The sequence below is a fragment of the Paenibacillus polymyxa genome (assembly GCF_015710975.1).
Classification (GTDB): Bacteria; Bacillota; Bacilli; order Paenibacillales; family Paenibacillaceae; genus Paenibacillus; species Paenibacillus polymyxa.
The window spans coordinates 2,913,223-2,930,090 of record NZ_CP049783.1 but is presented as its reverse complement, the minus strand read 5'-3'; the positions used below and the strand labels follow the sequence as shown (position 1 = coordinate 2,930,090).

The following is a 16,868-nucleotide window of genomic DNA, read 5'->3' as shown; positions in this document are numbered from 1 at the left end:
TCATCATTTCAACTACTATGTACAACGTACAAACAGCCCCGCAATCGAGATTTCTCATCGGGACTGTTTGTCTTACTTCTTGTTATAAAAAGCAAGCACTCCATTGTGGTCAGGAAATATATCTCAATTTAATACGTTTGGAAGCTCTGTGAAGCGAAGATTTCACTGAATTTTCACTCTTATTTAAAATTCTAGCCGTTTCTTTTATGGAGTATCCTTGGACTACACGCAATTTAAGTACCGTCCTTTGCTCGGGATTACTTGCCATCAAAAGAATTCGATCGACCTCATCCTGAATTTCAAAATCGGGGGTATCCCAGTGATAGTAGACGTGCTCCTTACGTAAGAAATATTCCTCCATCTTTTTTCGCTTTCTTATTATATCTATGGCTAAATTTTTAGCAATTCTCAAAAGATAAAATCGGATACGATCTTCGGGCAAATTAGGGGAAGCTCTTATAAACCGAATAAAGCATTCATGCAACAAATCTTCGGCATCCTGTTTGTTATGCACTATTCTCAAAAGATAGCCAAGGAGTTCTGATTTATGAGATAAATATAGATCTTCCAGATCGTTAATGTCCATATTATTGCTTATCCTTTCTGTTTCGATGGGTTACGGTTTTCCCCTTGACTTAAAATACACTGGCTACTTTATAGTCTTAAATTCATATCCCTGCTTTTTTAAATATGTTATGATTTCAGGCAAGGCTTTAGCTGTTTCTTCCTTCCCGTAAGTGTCATGCATGAGTACCACTGCTTTTTCTCTAGTCCCAATGCTCTTCATAAATTCGTGTATTAATTCCTCGGCATTCTTAGATGTACCTTCCGCATCTTTAGGCAACACATTCCAGTCAATCTGATGATAATCCTTATCATGTAAAAATTTATCTAACTCTTCCATGCCTTTGGGATCCTTTCTCTGCCACGTCACATGGCCACCTGGAAATCGAATCACTCTTGTGGAAAAATCCTGTCCCAAAATTTGCTTTAAAATTTGATTTGTTTTTTCAATATCGCTCATAAAAATGCTCGAATTCACAGTCTGATTAGGATATAAATAACCATAATCATGTGAGTAGGTATGATTTCCGATAGCATGCCCTTCTTTAACTATTCTTTTGGTTAAATGTTTAGTACCTTCATTTTCTTCGACTGCTTTTCCGACCACAAAAAACGTCGCTTTTACATTTTGTTCTTTAAGAACATCTAAAATCTTAGGCGTCACGGTTACTGATGGCCCATCATCAAAAGATAAATAGACAACCTTTTTACCGTCTATCCCATCGGGCTTTTGACCTTGGATTTGCTGATTTAAGTACTTTTCAACAAATGCAGCATCCTCAACACCCGAAACATTTTTTTACAGGGAATTCGCTCCCTTTGGATTCGTTATTTAATTTGTCGGTTGATACGGATTCTATTTTTTCTGCAAATTCAATCGTTTTGACTGGTTGTGGTTTACTACTGAAAATGTCAAAGAGTTTTAAAATAATTAGAACAATACAAATGATAATAATAAACAGTAGTCTTCTTCTCTTCCTCTTCATCCGATGAGCTCTGGTTCTATTTTGCACATAGCTTTTTTCCATAGTATATGTTCCTCCAAAATCTAGAAGCAGTTCACGTTTTATGTTGCGACCATGTGCCAATTCAATTATTCGTATCTCAATGCATCTATTGGCCTCAAACTTGCTGCTTTATAAGCCGGATATACTCCGAATAGGATGCCTGTGCCCGCAGAGCTAAGAAACGAATATATGATAGGCGAGATTGTAAATTCAATGGTCATATGCGCAGCCGCCTCAAGTATTTTGGATGCTCCTATACCTGTAACAACTCCGATTGTGCCTCCTAACAGACCAAAAATGATCGCTTCAGACAGGAATTGAATCATAATATCTCTCGGCTTGGCACCAATGGCTTTTCGAATGCCGATTTCTTTCGTGCGCTCTATAACCGATACCATCATAATATTCATAATTCCAATTCCCCCAACCACGAGCGAGATCGCCGCTACACCTCCCAGCAAACTGGTCATAATATTATCTACACCAGAAGCTGCACCTGCTGCCTCTGACAGGCTCATAATTTGAAATTGATCTGGTTCCGAAGGTTTTAGCTGGTGTGTCACACGCAAGCTTTCCAAGATGTCTAAGCGAGCCTGATCCATCAAGGCTGGTGACTTGGCAGACACATCCAATCCGGTAATATTCTTCTCACCCAGACGGTTCATCATGGTTGTAGCAGGGATGTAAATTTGTTCATTACTACTGTAGCTTAAGTTCGTAACTGGCTGAGTATCCAATACTCCGACTACCTTGAAAGGGATCTGCTTAATTTGAAACGTCCGTCCCAATACATTTTGGCTATCTCCACCAAAAAGACGTTGAACCGCTTGGCTTTCAAGTATGGCGACATTCATGCGTTTGTCCATCTCATCGTTGGTAAATGTTCTACCCTCGGCAAAGGAAAACTTTTTGACCTTATAGAATGAAGCGGAAGTTCCTACAATAGTGGCGTTATAGTTATATCGCCCCCACGTAGCTTTTGAATTGCTCGTTATATTCGGCATTAATGCATCTATAGACTTCTTTTTGTCCAACGCCTCGACATCAGCCCAAGTAAAAGATGGTGTGTGGTCATAATCTATTTCACCATCGACCATTGTCATAGCCGGCGCAACCATCAATACGTTATTTCCTAATTTATTAATTTCCGCCTTTATGCGGGCTGTAGATCCGTTTCCGATCGCCATAATGGCAATAACTGCTGCCACCCCGATAATAATACCGAGTATCGTTAAAAATGAGCGTAGCTTGTTAGTGATTAAGCTATTCATGGATACACGGATGGTTTCCATTACATTCATAGGCTTACCTTCCTTGATGAAATTCGTCTATTTGCAATAGGCTCATCTCGTTCAATATTACCATCCCGAAAGCTGATCAACCGTTTGGCATATTCAGCAATCTCCAGCTCATGCGTGACCAAGACGATGGTTTTTCCCAGCTCATTCAAGCCTTGAAATAATTCCATAATTTCAATACTCGTCTTCGTATCCAGTGCTCCCGTAGGCTCATCCGCCAGCAGAATAACAGGATTATTCACCAATGCCCGAGCAATGGAAACACGTTGCTGCTGACCACCAGATAGCTCGTTAGGCTTGTTGTACATCCGTTCTGCAAGGCCAACGCTGCGTAGTGCCTCTACGGCTCTTTCCCGACGCTCCTTGGCAGGTACACCTGCATACATCATAGGCAGCTCTACATTTGCTAATGCTGTAGTTCGGGGAAGTAGATAGAATTTCTGAAATACAAAACCCAGCTTCTGGTTTCTAATCTCCGAAAGCTCGTTCTCTCTAGCATCCAATATGGAGTACTCATCCAGGTAGTACTCTCCGGTATCGGGATGATCCAGGCAGCCAATGACATTCATCATGGTAGACTTGCCCGAACCAGAGGGCCCCATGATAGCAACAAACTCCCCTTCGCTAATAGATAAATTAACACTGCGCAGAGCCTGAATCTTCTGTCCGCCTACCTCATACATTTTTTTCAGTTCTTTAATTTCGATTACAGCTTTATGGGATTGAGTTTCACTCATTGTGCCTGCCCCCATCAGGGTCTTGACCCTCTGGACTGCCATTCGAACCAGCACTACCACCCTGAGGTGGGATCACAATGGTCTCACCGTCCTTGACACCAGACTTGATTTCCGCCTGATCTGCTGTATAGACACCCAGTTTCACTGGTCTAAACTCATAATCGGCCGGATTCGCCGCGTTCTTCGCCACATATACTCCATCCACACCGCCTTCAGATCTCAGTGCAAACAGCGGCACAGATAACGCATTTTTGTGTTCAGCTAACAGAAGGGATACATCCATATTCATCCCTGGTTGCAGCCTTATCTTTTGGCTATCCAAAGACAATTCGATTTTGTATGTAGTCACATTGGATTCGGTAACCGGCTCTGGAGAAACAAAGAGGACTTCGCCTTTAAATTGTTTGTCCGGAAATGAATTCGAGTGCATTGTCGCCTGAAGTCCAGTCTTCAATTTAGCAATATCACTTTCGTTAACCTTGGCAAGAACCTTCATAGCCCCTGTGTTTGAATTATTCATGACAATAAAAGGTGCAGTAGGACTGGTACCCACATCGCCGTTGACCTTCAAAATGATCCCGTCCCACGGCGCCGTAACCTGTAATTTACTCAGGACACTTTTCTTCTGCTCTAATGCCGTTTCAGCCTGCAATAAAGAAGCCTGTGCGGATTGGATGTTGGAAGCTTCGGGCGGGGACTGTGCAGCCTTTAATTGTATTAAAGCTGTTTTATAGCCCATTTCCGCCTCTTCGATCGCCTCAGTTTGCTTGGTCTGTGCCTTCTTGTACTGCAGCTCCACATTGCTCATATCCAATTTTGCCTTATCCAGATTTTGCTTGGCTGTTGCCAGGTCACTTTCTGCTGCCGCATCATTCTGAACCAGATAAGCCTGGTCATCATAATCCTTCTGAGCCTTATCCAAAGTCACCTTGGCCGACTCCTTTTGAGCAGCGGCTTCCTCTAATTCCATCGTGTTCTTGGCTGTTTTAATCGCCATCTGTGCCTTTAAGACATTAGCTTTCTGCAACTCTATATCATTCGTTTTGGGTCCGCGCTTGGCTTCCTCCAGTTTGGCTCTTGCAATCGCCACATTCGATTCGGCATCCTTAATTTGCAGCCTGGCATCCGAATCATCTAATCGTGCTAGAACCTGACCTGCTTTGACGCTATCTCCTGCTTTGACATTGACAGCGACGAGCTTGGCACCCTCGACATTTGTAAAATTAATGTTTACTTCCTTGGAAGCCTGAACGGTTCCAGTGACTTTAAGCGACTCGGTCATGTTTGTCTTCTGTACCTGTACGATCTGGTTTGCAGGACCCTCCACAGGCTTTTCCTTACTCCTGTTCATATAAACAGTACCGCTAATCCCCGCTATAATGATCAGGACAAAAATGCCTATAATTCTTTTCAGCCTTCTTTTCTTTCTTACTACCTGCAATGCATCTTTCTTTTCTATTTCTGACAATGTTATATCCCCTTCAAAAGTATTTTTTCTAAATCCTATACGCTCCACGGCTTGTTCAAAGCATGTTGCAGCAACGTCATTTGAACAATCAGTTCATCCATATTCCGTTCGATTTGCTTCACTTTTAATTGATTCGTGGCGACTTCCGTACCTGTAGCAAAACCACGTTCCTTTTTTTTACGAGAAATGTCCAACACTTTATTGACGTTCTGTAGATTACTTTGCATTTGCTCGTATTGTTCAACATTTTGCTGTAAGTTAAAGTACATGCTCTTCAAGGTTTCTGCCAGTTGATCCTTGGTATTTTCCAGTCCGCCTTCTGCTGAATCTACATCAATCTGCTTAATTTCATAATCATCAGTTCCTGAGTTCCATGTGTAATATTTAACTTCCATCTTGGCCAGCTTGACAGCTTCCTCCTGTCTCCACACCGAAGGACTCGCCGAGATTGCACGCGTCACCAACGTATCCAAATTCGTGTTGTCTATTTTGGGGTAAACAGGGCGATCAACCAGTTCATATACCGTACCTTGAGGTTGACCCATTTGCGTATTTAATGAATCTATCGCTTTTCGCAATGCAGTCTTTGCAATGTCTACATTCTTTTGAGCCTCTATACGAGTCTGAATAATCGTACTTTGATCACCTGGAGAAATTTTTCCACGGTTGGCCTTCGCTTCAGCAGCCTTTTCCTCTAATAACGCGAGCGAAAGTGCATCCTCACTACTCTTCACTTTGTTATCAGCCAAAAGTACATCGTAATAGTTTTTCATTGCAGCGTAGTCTGTCTGATCTTGGGCAAGTTCAATTTGCTTCTTGGATTCCAGATAAGAAACCGTCGATGAAGCATACCCCTTCCAGGCTGAACTACTAGCCGCATCCTCTTCACCGTTGCCTGTACCTGCCGGAATAAAATCCAGATTCTTACCAGCATTTTTTAGGTTAATCCGGTTACGATCTATCGCTTGCTGGGCCTCCTTCAAGCTAAAGCTATTAGACCGCGCCCATTGCTGGGCTTGGCTCAGTGTTAGTTTCACGCTCGCTTTGGTAACCTGCTGCTGCGCCTCCTCTGCTTGAACAAAGGACTCTGATAAAGAACTGGCCGACAAGGCGAGCAGCAATAAAATGAACAAACTTTTTTTCATGATATCCCCACTTTTAAAATATGGTATCGACTTGAATAGAATTCACTAATGCGTTGTTATATGAATTAAATATCTTCTGATGAACAAATTCGCCCTGCACCTACTCGTCAAGGCTCTCAGCCCATTGAGACCTTATTTTGTATTTGATGAAAATTCCAGAAAGGAGGAGTCTAACCCTACCCTTCTGCAACTTTTTTCATGTGGCTTATCGCTCTTTACAGCATCTTTAAATCCAATTGACGAAGATACAGGGAACGTACAATAAGAAAGGAAAGAAACTGGATGGACCAGAAGCACAGCATAATCTGAATCAGCGTAAGATGAACGGGTAATCCATATATTCCAGACGGTTCTGACATCACTAAACAAAGCACTATTCCTATAGATGATACGACTAATGGCAGAAGAAACAGAAATGCAATTTGTCTGGAGGCAGCTTGTCTCATTTCCCTTGAGTTTAGTCCAATTTTCGATAAAGCTCGGTATATTTCCTCATCCCGCTGAAGATCTACATACAATCTGAAATACAGCAGGCTTACCGTGCTCGCCAACATAATAATGGCGATAAATCCACCAATAAATTCACTAATAACCAGATCCATTTCCGATGTCAAATAGTCTACGGCCCTAGAGTTAAGCACTCCTTTATTCACCTTGTTGGCCAACACAGAATACAACCATACCTCTTGTTGAGTTTCAGAAGTTTCTAAGGAAAGCTGGCCATTCTTCCATTTGGGCACAAAATAATAAATAGATTTATATGCCAACGGATCATTGAAATACCGATGTTCAATTAAATAGTCGTAAGTTCGATCAGAGACAACAAGTAAGCTTCCTAGTTCAGAGACGATATTTCCATCAAACTTCAGGTTATGATCTATTATCTTAGTATCCATAATCTGAAGATTCATCATATGAGATTTCCCTTGCTTGTAAGTTAGCTTTTTTTCAAAAAAGGTTTTCTTTTCTTCGAAAGACATCCCGTTTGGATCGAAAAGGAAAAAACCTTGATTCTCCCGAAGCGTAGGTACCTGTTTCAGCTTCTTAAACTTGGAAGCAAGTGCTTCATAGTTGGATTGTTTCATCACTAGCGCGACCTGTTCCCGAAAGGGGAAGACTAACACTTCACCTTTCCCATAATCTACCCCAGCCGTATACAGATTTTGGTCAATCTCTTTTTCAAGCTCGTTAGAACTTACAACATCAGATGTAAATGCGAATGAATAAGACTGCTCCCTAAGAAATCTTTTTTGCTGCTGCATGGAGTCAAAGGTTGACGCTGCTCCTACACAGGAAATGATAGAAATGAGGGTAATCAATGAAAAAAGCCCGGCATTATTTCGCATTTTATATGTGATCTCAGATAACCATAACAAACGCGATCCGCTCCAAGACCATTTCCTGTTAGCTCTAAGCAATTGGATGAATAGTACACATGATTGATTATAAAATAAGTAAATACCCAGAGATCCCATTATAATTGTATATTTAAAGGTGTCTCCGACCGAATAGTGCAATATATAAAAAGAAAGGGTCCCTAAACGATACGGTGCCAGATAAATGTATGGTGAAAAATCAAGCTTCATTAAACATACAGCTGCTCCTATGAATACTATGGCAAGAATGGACAGACTCCAAAAAGCTTTAGGTTCTTTGTTGAGCTGAGGAGCCTTGCTAAAAAGCTGCTGTAGTTTAAAACGTCGGATAAAGAAAACAGACACAAGTGAGATCAATATAAACAAAAACATAAAGCCGATTCCTGTAAAAGCCAGTGCCTTCCAGGGAAAATAAAATCTTAAATACATTCCTATGACATTGGAACCCATAAGCAGGAAAAACTTCGCTGAAACAAATCCTCCGATCATCCCGGTCACCAATGATAAAAAGCCTATAATTAGATTTTCAAAAGCTACCAAAAAACAAATTTGCCTATGACTTGCTCCTAAAATGGTGAGTATACCAAATTCTTTCTTACGTGCAGCAACAAAGATATTATTTGTGTATAATACGAAAAAAAAGGAAAATACAAAAATCAACAGATCCGCAACCTGTAATCCCTTTTTTACATTAGCTGCTGTGATTACATTCGAGACATCCGGGTGAAAAATAAATACCGCATATACGAAAAAAATCGTAATCATCAAGGAGCTGCTTAAATAATAAGGAACGTAAGCACGCGCATTGCGTTTGAGATTATTCCATGCTAACAGACGAAAGCTCATGTGCATGTCTACTTCCCCCCAAAAAGGAGAGCATATCTATGATTTCCTGAAAAAATATTTGCTGACTATGACTACGACGGATTTCATTATATAACTCACCATCTTTAATAAAAATTACCCGGTCGCAATAGCTAGCTTCCAAGGCGCCGTGTGTTACCAGCACAATTGTAGAATAGTCTACACGGTGAACAACGCTCAGCATTTCCATTACAATACGCGAAGACTTAGAATCGAGATTTCCAGTTGGTTCATCTGCAAGCAGGAGCGAAGGAGAGTGAATCATAGCTCTGCCTATGGCTGCCCGTTGCTTTTGTCCCCCTGACACCTCATATGGTCGTTTGTCCAAAACATCTGTAATTTCCAGTTTTTTCGCTACCTCTTCCAGTTTGTGCTCCATTTCCTTTAGACCTTTTTTATGCAGCATCAGAGGAAACAGTATGTTCTCTCCCAAAGTGAGGGTTTCCAGCAAATTATAATCTTGAAATACAAGCCCCAGTTCTTTGCGGCGAAATAAAGCCAGCTTATCCTTCTTGAGCAGATGGGGATTTTCCCCCTTAATGCTAACCTCGCCAGAAGTCGGCATATCAATAGTCGAAATCATATTTAATAATGTTGTCTTCCCACTACCAGACGGACCCATAATACCGACAAACTCACCTTGTCGAATCGTTAACTGGATATTGTTGAGAGCTCGATGTGGAACCTTACCATAGTATATTTTGGTGACTTGATCCATTCGTACAATCTCCATCATTCATTCCTTTCTTTTTCCTATGTCATGATCATAATCCATCTAGACGAATGAAGCGATCGATTAACATTACAGAAACCTTAAATGTGTTGTAAGGTTCTCATTTGTGAATTGGAAATAAGATCTCAACCGTCGTTCCTTCACCAACCGTCGACTTCAGTTGAATATCATGATTCAGCCTTTTGCAGATTTCTGACACCAAATAAAGCCCCATCCCGGTGGATTCACTATACTTCCGTCCGTTTTCACCTGTGTAATAAGCTTCAAATACCCGCTCTATATCTTTTTTAGGGATACCAATCCCTTCATCTTGTACTTTTAGCATAATTCCATTATCTCTTACATCAGATATTAATTTCAGACTGTGGGCATGACCTGAAGAGTACTTTACCGCATTAATCACCAATTGATTAATAATAAATCTTAGCCATTTGGCATCGGTAATTACACTCAACTGCTCGTCCACTCCATTGGAAGGATAAATTTCGTTGCGAATCAATAATCTTTTGTTATCATAAATCACTTCACTAACCAGGTTTCGTAATACAACAGGCTCCACATGAAAGTCAGGTTCAAAGGACTCCAGTCGCGACATATACAAAATCATGTCCAGCCCTTTGCCCATTCGATCAATCTCATCGTGAATCTGATCAGATTCATGATCTATTTTTCCTTTGAGGATTAAATGGATAACAGAAAGAGGAGTTTTCATCTGGTGAACCCACTGGTTAATAAACGTAATATGATCGCGTTGCTGATGCTCTAACTGATGGATTCGGGACTGATACAATTGATAATATTGTAAAAGCAAATGTTGTAATGAAGAGGCAAGCGGATTAAGTACCTTCATCTGAATGATTTCATCTAGATCTCTAATGTTTGCAGTGGATAATAATCGATATAAACCAGAATATATGACGTACCGGAACAACAAATAGATTAGCAATAGGGAGATTCCAAAAAATACGGAATAAAGAGCCGTTGACAGTTCATGATAACCATCCATCCAATAAATGCTTAACACAAGAAAAAGCTGAATGATATTGAATATGATCATTGAGAAATGGTCACGCCAAAAAAGCTTCACTGTTCTTCCTCCTCAGTCAAGTGCAGCCGGTATCCAGCTCCCCTAACCGTTTCTATAATATCCTCCAACCCCAGTTCGCTCAGCTTTTTGCGGACACGCGTAACATAAACATTCAGCGTGTTTTCTCCTACATATTGGTAATCATCCCATAAAGCCTCTAAGAGATGAACTCTCCCTACAACCTGCTTGGGATATGTCATCAGTAGCTCCAGCAGGGCCGTTTCTTTATGACTCATCTCTACCTGCTTGTCATGAAACATAAGCTCCATAGTATCAGGGTATAAATTCAAGCCTGACACTGTTATGGAGCGTGATTTTTGGACACCTGCATATAAACCATAGGCACGTCGCAGATTACTTTCTATTTTGGCTAACAGTACTTCGGGATGAAACGGTTTAGTAATGTAATCATCCGCCCCGTTCTGCAAAGCAATGACCTGATCCATCTTATCATCCCGCGCGGACACAAAAAGGATAGGGCAAGTAGATTGGGTGCGAATTTGTCTGCACCAATAAAATCCATCAAAACGAGGTAAATTCACATCCAATATGACCAAATCAGGCTTTACTTCCTGAAAAGTACTCAATACCTGATCAAAATTTGAAACGATAACTCCTTCATAACCATACTTTTCAAGATAGGATTGAAGTAAGGAGCTAATTTGAGGATCATCCTCTACGATTAATATTTTATGCATCGTGTTTTCTACCCTCTTAGTGCTTGAATTTTAAATAACATAATTTCTCTATATAATGCCTTGATTTAATCGTCTAAGCAATAACAATAATCTTACTTTACTTAAGTTTATAGTTTAGGAGGGCTTCATGGTGTAAATTGAATCCCGAATGATATGCATGGTGCCAAGCACCAGAGCGGTTAACATGATAATTATAATGACGATGGCTATTACAGTAATCATGATCCCTTTATAGTTTTTTAAGGTTTCATTACAACATAATTTCGACTTAAATACCTCTTTAATTTTATGCTTTGAATATTTCATACTTTGCTCACTTCTCTCCTCGGCTCGCTATTTTCCATACTAATTAGCTTCTATCTAAGGAACAACAGCCAAAGCTTACAAAAACATTACTTTGTTGTAAGGTATAAAGAATTCAGATCATCAGAAGCGTGTGTCTTTATAAAAAAATGAGTCGGGTTCTATGACCCGACTCATTTTCCGTATTTCTACTAATCCCCATAGGAATGTCCCGCGCTTATGCCTCTTAATTTTGACTTGATGCACCTCTCTCTTGAAGTGATCTACACTTCAAACTTATTTAGATAAAGAAACTGCACCTCTGTTTGTCGTATCCCCTTGTTGTTCCGCTAGTGATATACCTAGCTTCAACTCAGAAAGAATGCTCTCAAAATCACGGATCGTACTTTCAATGGAAATTGTGAAACTTCACATATTTATGCAGTCCAGTTCGCGAGTTGTTTGTTTAGTGTCAACAAAAGTTCTTCCTTCAATTAGTTCAGATTTAAACTCTGCGATATGTAATGGAGCAAGATTCCCCCCCATACTACCTGACATCCACAAAGTTGTTCCGGAGAATATCTTCTTGTAATTGGAGCTAAGGAATGTTAAAAGCCCTCAATTTTTGTTATAAAGATACAACTTCCTTCCTATTAATGTCACTCATTTCTTAACTTTCACAAAATCAATCTTAAACCAAAAAGTTAAGCTTAAGGTATTCATTTGATACAATGCCATGCTTAAGGAAGCTATAGTTGTAGTCAAAGAATAGCTAGACTTATAGTATAAACTCTTTTTAAAAAATTTCTTTACCAAGTTTAGTGTCCTTATTATCTCTTATTAAGAATTCTATATTTTTGCGGAGATATTCCCTCCCAGTTCACAAACCACCCTGTAAACGACGATGAATTCTCTAATCGCAATTCTTCACTAATATCAGACATGGACCACTCTGTTGACTTGAATACATGTTTCGCCTCTTTCAATCGAAGTTCAGATATGTGTACTGTTGGGACTGACCCCATAACGTGGGACAAATCATAGTGAGCTGACAAATGAAAAGAAAGCTTCAGACCGGATGAATCAGTCTGAAGCTTTCTTTGTTTCGTTTATCGCGTTTTACTTAACTATATCAAACACCATACACTCTGTATTGCTCTCCCTACCAAGGCGTTTCCGTTTTGTGTTCAATCACTTTCAATACTTTGGGTTCAAGAATCCGTTTCAATAGTTCCAGCGTACGATCGTCAACAGTAGCTCCACCATGCGGATCGGCTTGGATTTGTTTTTTAGCCTGCGTACTTGCGATAACGTCCATGACTTGTTGTTTGGAAATCTTTTTAGATGCTGCGATCTCGACGACAGATGCCCCCTTTGCCAATTCTTCTTTCAAGTCTGCTGGACTCATGTGAAGTAAAGAAAAGAGCTCTTCATCGTTTAAAAAGGCATCTGCAGTATAGTCAGGCTTGCCGTTAGTCATGAAAAAGCCTCCCACGGATGGAGCAGGGCCGCCTCCGATCAGAGAAACGCTGATCGTATTCCCTTGAACGAATGCCTGATAAAACGGCGTTGTTGATCCCTTTTCGGTGTAGTTCAATATAAATGTTTTTTGGTCCGGGTTCTGCATCGGCTCCATGTTACATTCGTACTTACTGGAGCTGCCGTACAGTTTGTTAATGAGGTCATCTACTTTCGATTTGATTTCTTGATCGGTTAAGGAGATGACCGGTTTCTCCTGAGGCTCCCAATTTTCTTGGTTCACCTGTTCGATTTCACCTGTGGCGTTCAAATCAAGTCGGATCTTTTTGCCGTGAGCTCCCTTTTCCTGCAGCACGATGCTTGTTTGAATGGCTTTCCCCTGACTTGCATTCGCGGGGTCTCCTCCAAGCCGGCTGGCATCGATGATTTCAAACGACTTGGTTTCCGGATAAGAGCGATACAACTTTTCAAGTGCTGCTTGGCCAACCGCATCCATCTTGACTTGTTTGGCTGTCATCGGTGTTCTCGTAATCATTTCAATCAGGGGAGGGGCCGCGAATGCCGCGGTTGGAATCATAATTACTGCAGCAACGATGCTACCAATCAATCGTTTTTTCATCGTTTTTTTGCTCCTTTGCTGTTGTAAGTATTGAGAATAAGATTGTTCGATTCGTTTGGAAACAGCCGGGGGACATTCCATGGTCTCTGCTTCTTGGTGCAGGTACTCGCTGATTTGTCTTTCAATAGGCATTGTTTTTATCCATCCTTTCCAACGGGAGATTTCCCAATTGTTTTCGAAGCGACTGCAGACCGGCATGATATCTGGACTTGACTGTACCCAGCGGAATATCGAGTAATGTCGCAATCTCCTCCAGCGTATAATCGTGATAAAAGCGGAGGATGATCACCGTTCGCTGTTTATCGGTCAGCTTGTGCATGGCCCTCGATATCTCGGGGTCTGTCCCATCCGTCCTCAACGTGGGCTGATCCCAGTGATGCTCTTCCCGAGAAAAGACACGGATGCGTTCGAAAATTCGGAATCTCCTCCAGCTTTTCACCCGGAATCTTTGCACTTGTCGGATGACCAAGCCGTGCAGCCAGAAGTGGAAAGGACGACTCGGATCGTAGTTGGGAAGCGAGGTCCACATTTGCATGTAGATCTCATTCATAATATCTTCGCGATCCTGCGGATGATCCACCAGAAAAGAGACGGTCCGGTAAACATCCTTGTAAGTGGCATCATACAACGTATGAAACGCCTGCTGATCTCCTTCGATCATTTTTGTGAGCACGTGGTACATAGATTCACTTTGCATTCAGAGGGCCCTCCTGAGTAAGCAGCTTACACCCTATATTGTCGCTCGATGGAAAAAAGGTTCGGTTTTTTATGATTTCGGTTGGGAGTCTATGGATTGCGGGAAGGCGAGTAGTGGCATGAAAGCGTGGAAGACATCTTGTTTTTTCCGTCAGATTGAACGGTGAGTTCAAAGAATTGGGCCTGCTGTCGGACGATTATAACAAGGTCTGGAGATGTAAAAATGGCCTTCATGCAGCAGGTTATATTTCTACAAAAATCAGAGACAATAATTTGTTAGGTCAAATTGAATATGGCTACCAATACCCCCAATTTGCAAGAGACGAAGCCAACAAAACGCAACACTGGCTGCTATGCAGCTTAAGTTTCCAACTATGATTACAATTGTGAAGCCCCCTGTTGCTTAACGACGTAGCTGATCCCAAAACGTGAGACACATCAAAACATCTTCAAGAGAATCAAGCCATGTCGTAAGATATGGAGATAACCTTGTAGGTGTTTTTACGTCTGAGATTAATCTGGACTCAAGCTCATCAACTTGTACGCTGAAAAAACCTATGCTTCTATTAATGTTCCTTGTGATACCCCAATGATCTGTGAGAATTCAGTTTGATTATGTTGTTCCTCATTAGTCCTCCTTCTGTCTAAAAATTAAAAAACAGCCCCAAAAATAATTTTATTTATCGGGACTGTCAAGTTAGCTAAGCTATGAAGTTATTCTTATGAAGAGGTTTATCTTACAACATCATATATAAAATACCCTGGCCATTTTCACTATAAAAACATGAAAACTCGAATCAGTGAATAATAAACACTCAGGTATTAGCTTCGCTGTCTCATCGCCTCGAATAATAACACCGTAGAGGCCATGGCTGCATTCAGTGATTCCGCTTGTCCCTGCATTGGAATGAATACTGATTCATCCACCATACTTGCGGTAGCAGCAGAAATACCCTGGCCCTCGTTGCCAATCACGAGCCAGGTGGATACACGCAAATCCACGGCATAGCATGACAAGCTTGCATCGAGCGAGGTGCTGAGCAAGCGGGCACCTTTGCTTTTGGCCTGCGGCAAAAGCTCTTCCAGACTGCCTTCGATCACTGGCAGATGAAATAACGATCCCATCGTGGAACGGATCGTTTTGGGGTTGTACAGGTCGGCGCAGCCATGACCCAATATAACGCCTGCGGCTCCAGCAGCGTCCGCGCTGCGGATAATGGTGCCTACATTGCCGGGGTCCTGTACCCCGTCCAGCACCATCACCAGCGCATCTGGCTGCTCAAGTAATGCTGCGAATGCGCTCTGCTCCTGCTTACGCACGATAGCAAAGACAGACTGCGGCGTCTTGGTATCGGTGCATTTGGCAATGACCGCCGCCGACACGGGAATCCATTCCACCGGCTGGTCGGCTGAATCCAGACCATTCAGCTCGGCAGGAATCCCCTTGTCCAAATCATAGGCGACGCTTTCTACTGCCGCGTTCGAACGCAACGCTTCCTGCACTAGATGAATACCCTCAACAATATATTTATGCTGCCGTGTACGATGCTTTTTCTCCAGCAATTGCGACCATTCTTTTACACGCGCATTATTCGGTGAAATGATTTCCATTCGTTTAACCTTCCGTTCTATGGTCCGTTTCTTTAAAAATAAATGATGCATCACTTGTACTTGAACATCAAACCTCTCTAAGCTGCAAAAGCCAGCTCCAGCTTGGTTAGATCGTCCTTGTGACCCACAATGACCAGCACATCACCCGCTTCAAGACGATCCTCAGCATAAGGTGAAATGTTCATCTCCTGGTTTCTGCGAATCGCCATTACATTGCAGCCGAAGCGTGCACGTATGTCTAGCTCCTTCAGATTTTTGCCGATCATGGAATCAGCGGCTCGCATCTCCAAAATACTGTAGTCCTTGGACAGCTCGATATAATCCAGAATATTGGGAGATGTTAGATGATGGGCTACCCTCAGTCCCATATCCCGTTCAGGATAAACCACTTTATCCGCACCTATTTTTTGCAGCACTTTCCCGTGTAGTTCATTTTGTGCTTTGACCACAAGAGCGGGCACACCCATGTCCTTGAGAATCAATGTTGTTAGAATGCTGGCTTGTATATCTTCACCAATTGCGACTACAATTACGTCAAAATTGCGGATACCCAGTGCTCGCAGTGCTTCCTCATCCGTCGAATCGGCAGACACCGCATGCGTCACAATATTCGACATTTCCTGTGTACGCTGCTCGTCCGAGTCGATAGCCAACACATCAAAACCCATCTCACTCAGCGCGCTGGCAACACTGGACCCAAAGCGCCCCATGCCAATGACCGCATACTGTTTTTTCGCCATTCCTTCTTTACCTCCCGCTCACCATACTGTCCGTCATAGTATAGCATATCATGCTACAAACATAAATTTTGGCATCCTTATTCCAAATGCTTCTCCATGTATACTGGACCACAGCCCAAGCCATAATACATTCGATCACTATTACAACATACGGGAGGTACACATGCCCATTACAATGGATTTACGACAAGCGATTGTTCACAAAGTTCACGGCAAATCAGAGGCTGATCTTACGGATATGATTATTGGGTCAGTGGATGGACCGGAAGCCGCTTTGCCTGGATTGGGTGTCATTCTTGAAATCGCATGGAAGCATATGAGTCCAAACCAGCAGCATGACTTCGTCCATTTGGCACATGAACAAATCGATAAAATCAAACCCGTGCCCTTAACCTAGCTCTAGCTATTCAACTTCTTGTTATGCTTTAATTGTGCTCATTATTTTTACCCGTATTCGAAAATGA

At 41.8% G+C, this 16,868-nt stretch carries 15 protein-coding genes and 1 pseudogene; 1 reads left to right on the top strand and 15 read right to left on the bottom strand.

All coding sequences use genetic code 11. The annotated features are described in order from the left end of the window. Positions 1–109: 109 nt before the first annotated feature. From G7035_RS13100 to G7035_RS13030, 15 genes and pseudogenes are all read right to left on the bottom strand, one after another. Positions 110–586, bottom strand: coding sequence for an RNA polymerase sigma factor (locus G7035_RS13100; protein ID WP_019688566.1), 477 nt, complete (start codon positions 584–586; stop codon positions 110–112). Positions 587–649: 63 nt separating this feature from the next. Next, a pseudogene (locus G7035_RS27915) lies at positions 650–1,592 on the bottom strand (polysaccharide deacetylase family protein). 65 nt (positions 1,593–1,657) lie between these two features. Next, on the bottom strand, positions 1,658–2,872 hold the full coding sequence (locus G7035_RS13090) for an ABC transporter permease (protein WP_016819950.1): 1,215 nt from the start codon (positions 2,870–2,872) through the stop codon (positions 1,658–1,660). After that, entirely contained in the window at positions 2,869–3,606 is a 738-nt protein-coding gene (locus G7035_RS13085) for an ABC transporter ATP-binding protein (protein WP_016819949.1), read from the bottom strand. The genes G7035_RS13090 and G7035_RS13085 overlap by 4 nt, the downstream gene beginning before the upstream one ends. Continuing rightward, the gene (locus G7035_RS13080) at positions 3,599–5,074 is read right to left on the bottom strand and encodes an efflux RND transporter periplasmic adaptor subunit (RefSeq protein WP_196478901.1); all 1,476 of its coding nucleotides are present in this window, start codon (positions 5,072–5,074) and stop codon (positions 3,599–3,601) included. The genes G7035_RS13085 and G7035_RS13080 overlap by 8 nt, the downstream gene beginning before the upstream one ends. A gap of 35 nt (positions 5,075–5,109) precedes the next feature. Beyond that, the gene (locus G7035_RS13075; protein WP_019688568.1) at positions 5,110–6,219 is read right to left on the bottom strand and encodes a TolC family protein; all 1,110 of its coding nucleotides are present in this window, start codon (positions 6,217–6,219) and stop codon (positions 5,110–5,112) included. Positions 6,220–6,434: 215 nt separating this feature from the next. Further along, positions 6,435–8,447, bottom strand: coding sequence for an ABC transporter permease (locus G7035_RS13070; RefSeq protein ID WP_019688569.1), 2,013 nt, complete (start codon positions 8,445–8,447; stop codon positions 6,435–6,437). Further along, positions 8,413–9,192, bottom strand: a complete 780-nt coding sequence (locus G7035_RS13065) for an ABC transporter ATP-binding protein (protein WP_029515216.1) — start codon at positions 9,190–9,192, stop codon at positions 8,413–8,415. Before G7035_RS13065 ends, G7035_RS13070 begins: the two co-directional genes overlap by 35 nt. A gap of 100 nt (positions 9,193–9,292) precedes the next feature. After that, positions 9,293–10,279 carry a sensor histidine kinase gene (locus G7035_RS13060; protein WP_019688571.1) on the bottom strand — a complete coding sequence of 329 codons (987 nt, stop codon included), beginning with the start codon at positions 10,277–10,279 and terminating at the stop codon, positions 9,293–9,295. Beyond that, positions 10,276–10,977, bottom strand: coding sequence for a response regulator transcription factor (locus G7035_RS13055; protein ID WP_019688572.1), 702 nt, complete (start codon positions 10,975–10,977; stop codon positions 10,276–10,278). Before G7035_RS13055 ends, G7035_RS13060 begins: the two co-directional genes overlap by 4 nt. A 1,112-nt stretch (positions 10,978–12,089) precedes the next feature. Continuing rightward, positions 12,090–12,284: a helix-turn-helix domain-containing protein gene (locus G7035_RS13050; RefSeq protein WP_080561193.1), complete on the bottom strand. Its 195-nt coding sequence runs from the start codon at positions 12,282–12,284 to the stop codon at positions 12,090–12,092. 137 nt (positions 12,285–12,421) lie between these two features. After that, positions 12,422–13,489, bottom strand: coding sequence for a hypothetical protein (locus G7035_RS13045; protein ID WP_019688574.1), 1,068 nt, complete (start codon positions 13,487–13,489; stop codon positions 12,422–12,424). Then, positions 13,479–14,054 (bottom strand): sigma-70 family RNA polymerase sigma factor, encoded by a 576-nt coding sequence (locus G7035_RS13040; RefSeq protein ID WP_019688575.1) that lies wholly within the window; start codon positions 14,052–14,054, stop codon positions 13,479–13,481. The genes G7035_RS13045 and G7035_RS13040 overlap by 11 nt, the downstream gene beginning before the upstream one ends. 821 nt (positions 14,055–14,875) lie before the next feature. Further along, positions 14,876–15,664: a TrmH family RNA methyltransferase gene (locus G7035_RS13035; protein WP_019688576.1), complete on the bottom strand. Its 789-nt coding sequence runs from the start codon at positions 15,662–15,664 to the stop codon at positions 14,876–14,878. 77 nt (positions 15,665–15,741) lie between these two features. Further along, on the bottom strand, positions 15,742–16,404 hold the full coding sequence (locus G7035_RS13030; protein ID WP_016819940.1) for a potassium channel family protein: 663 nt from the start codon (positions 16,402–16,404) through the stop codon (positions 15,742–15,744). Positions 16,405–16,567: 163 nt separating this feature from the next. On the opposite strand from G7035_RS13030, the gene G7035_RS13025 reads away from it, so the two are divergent. Beyond that, positions 16,568–16,801, top strand: coding sequence for a small acid-soluble spore protein SspI (locus G7035_RS13025; RefSeq protein ID WP_016819939.1), 234 nt, complete (start codon positions 16,568–16,570; stop codon positions 16,799–16,801). Positions 16,802–16,868: the final 67 nt, after the last annotated feature.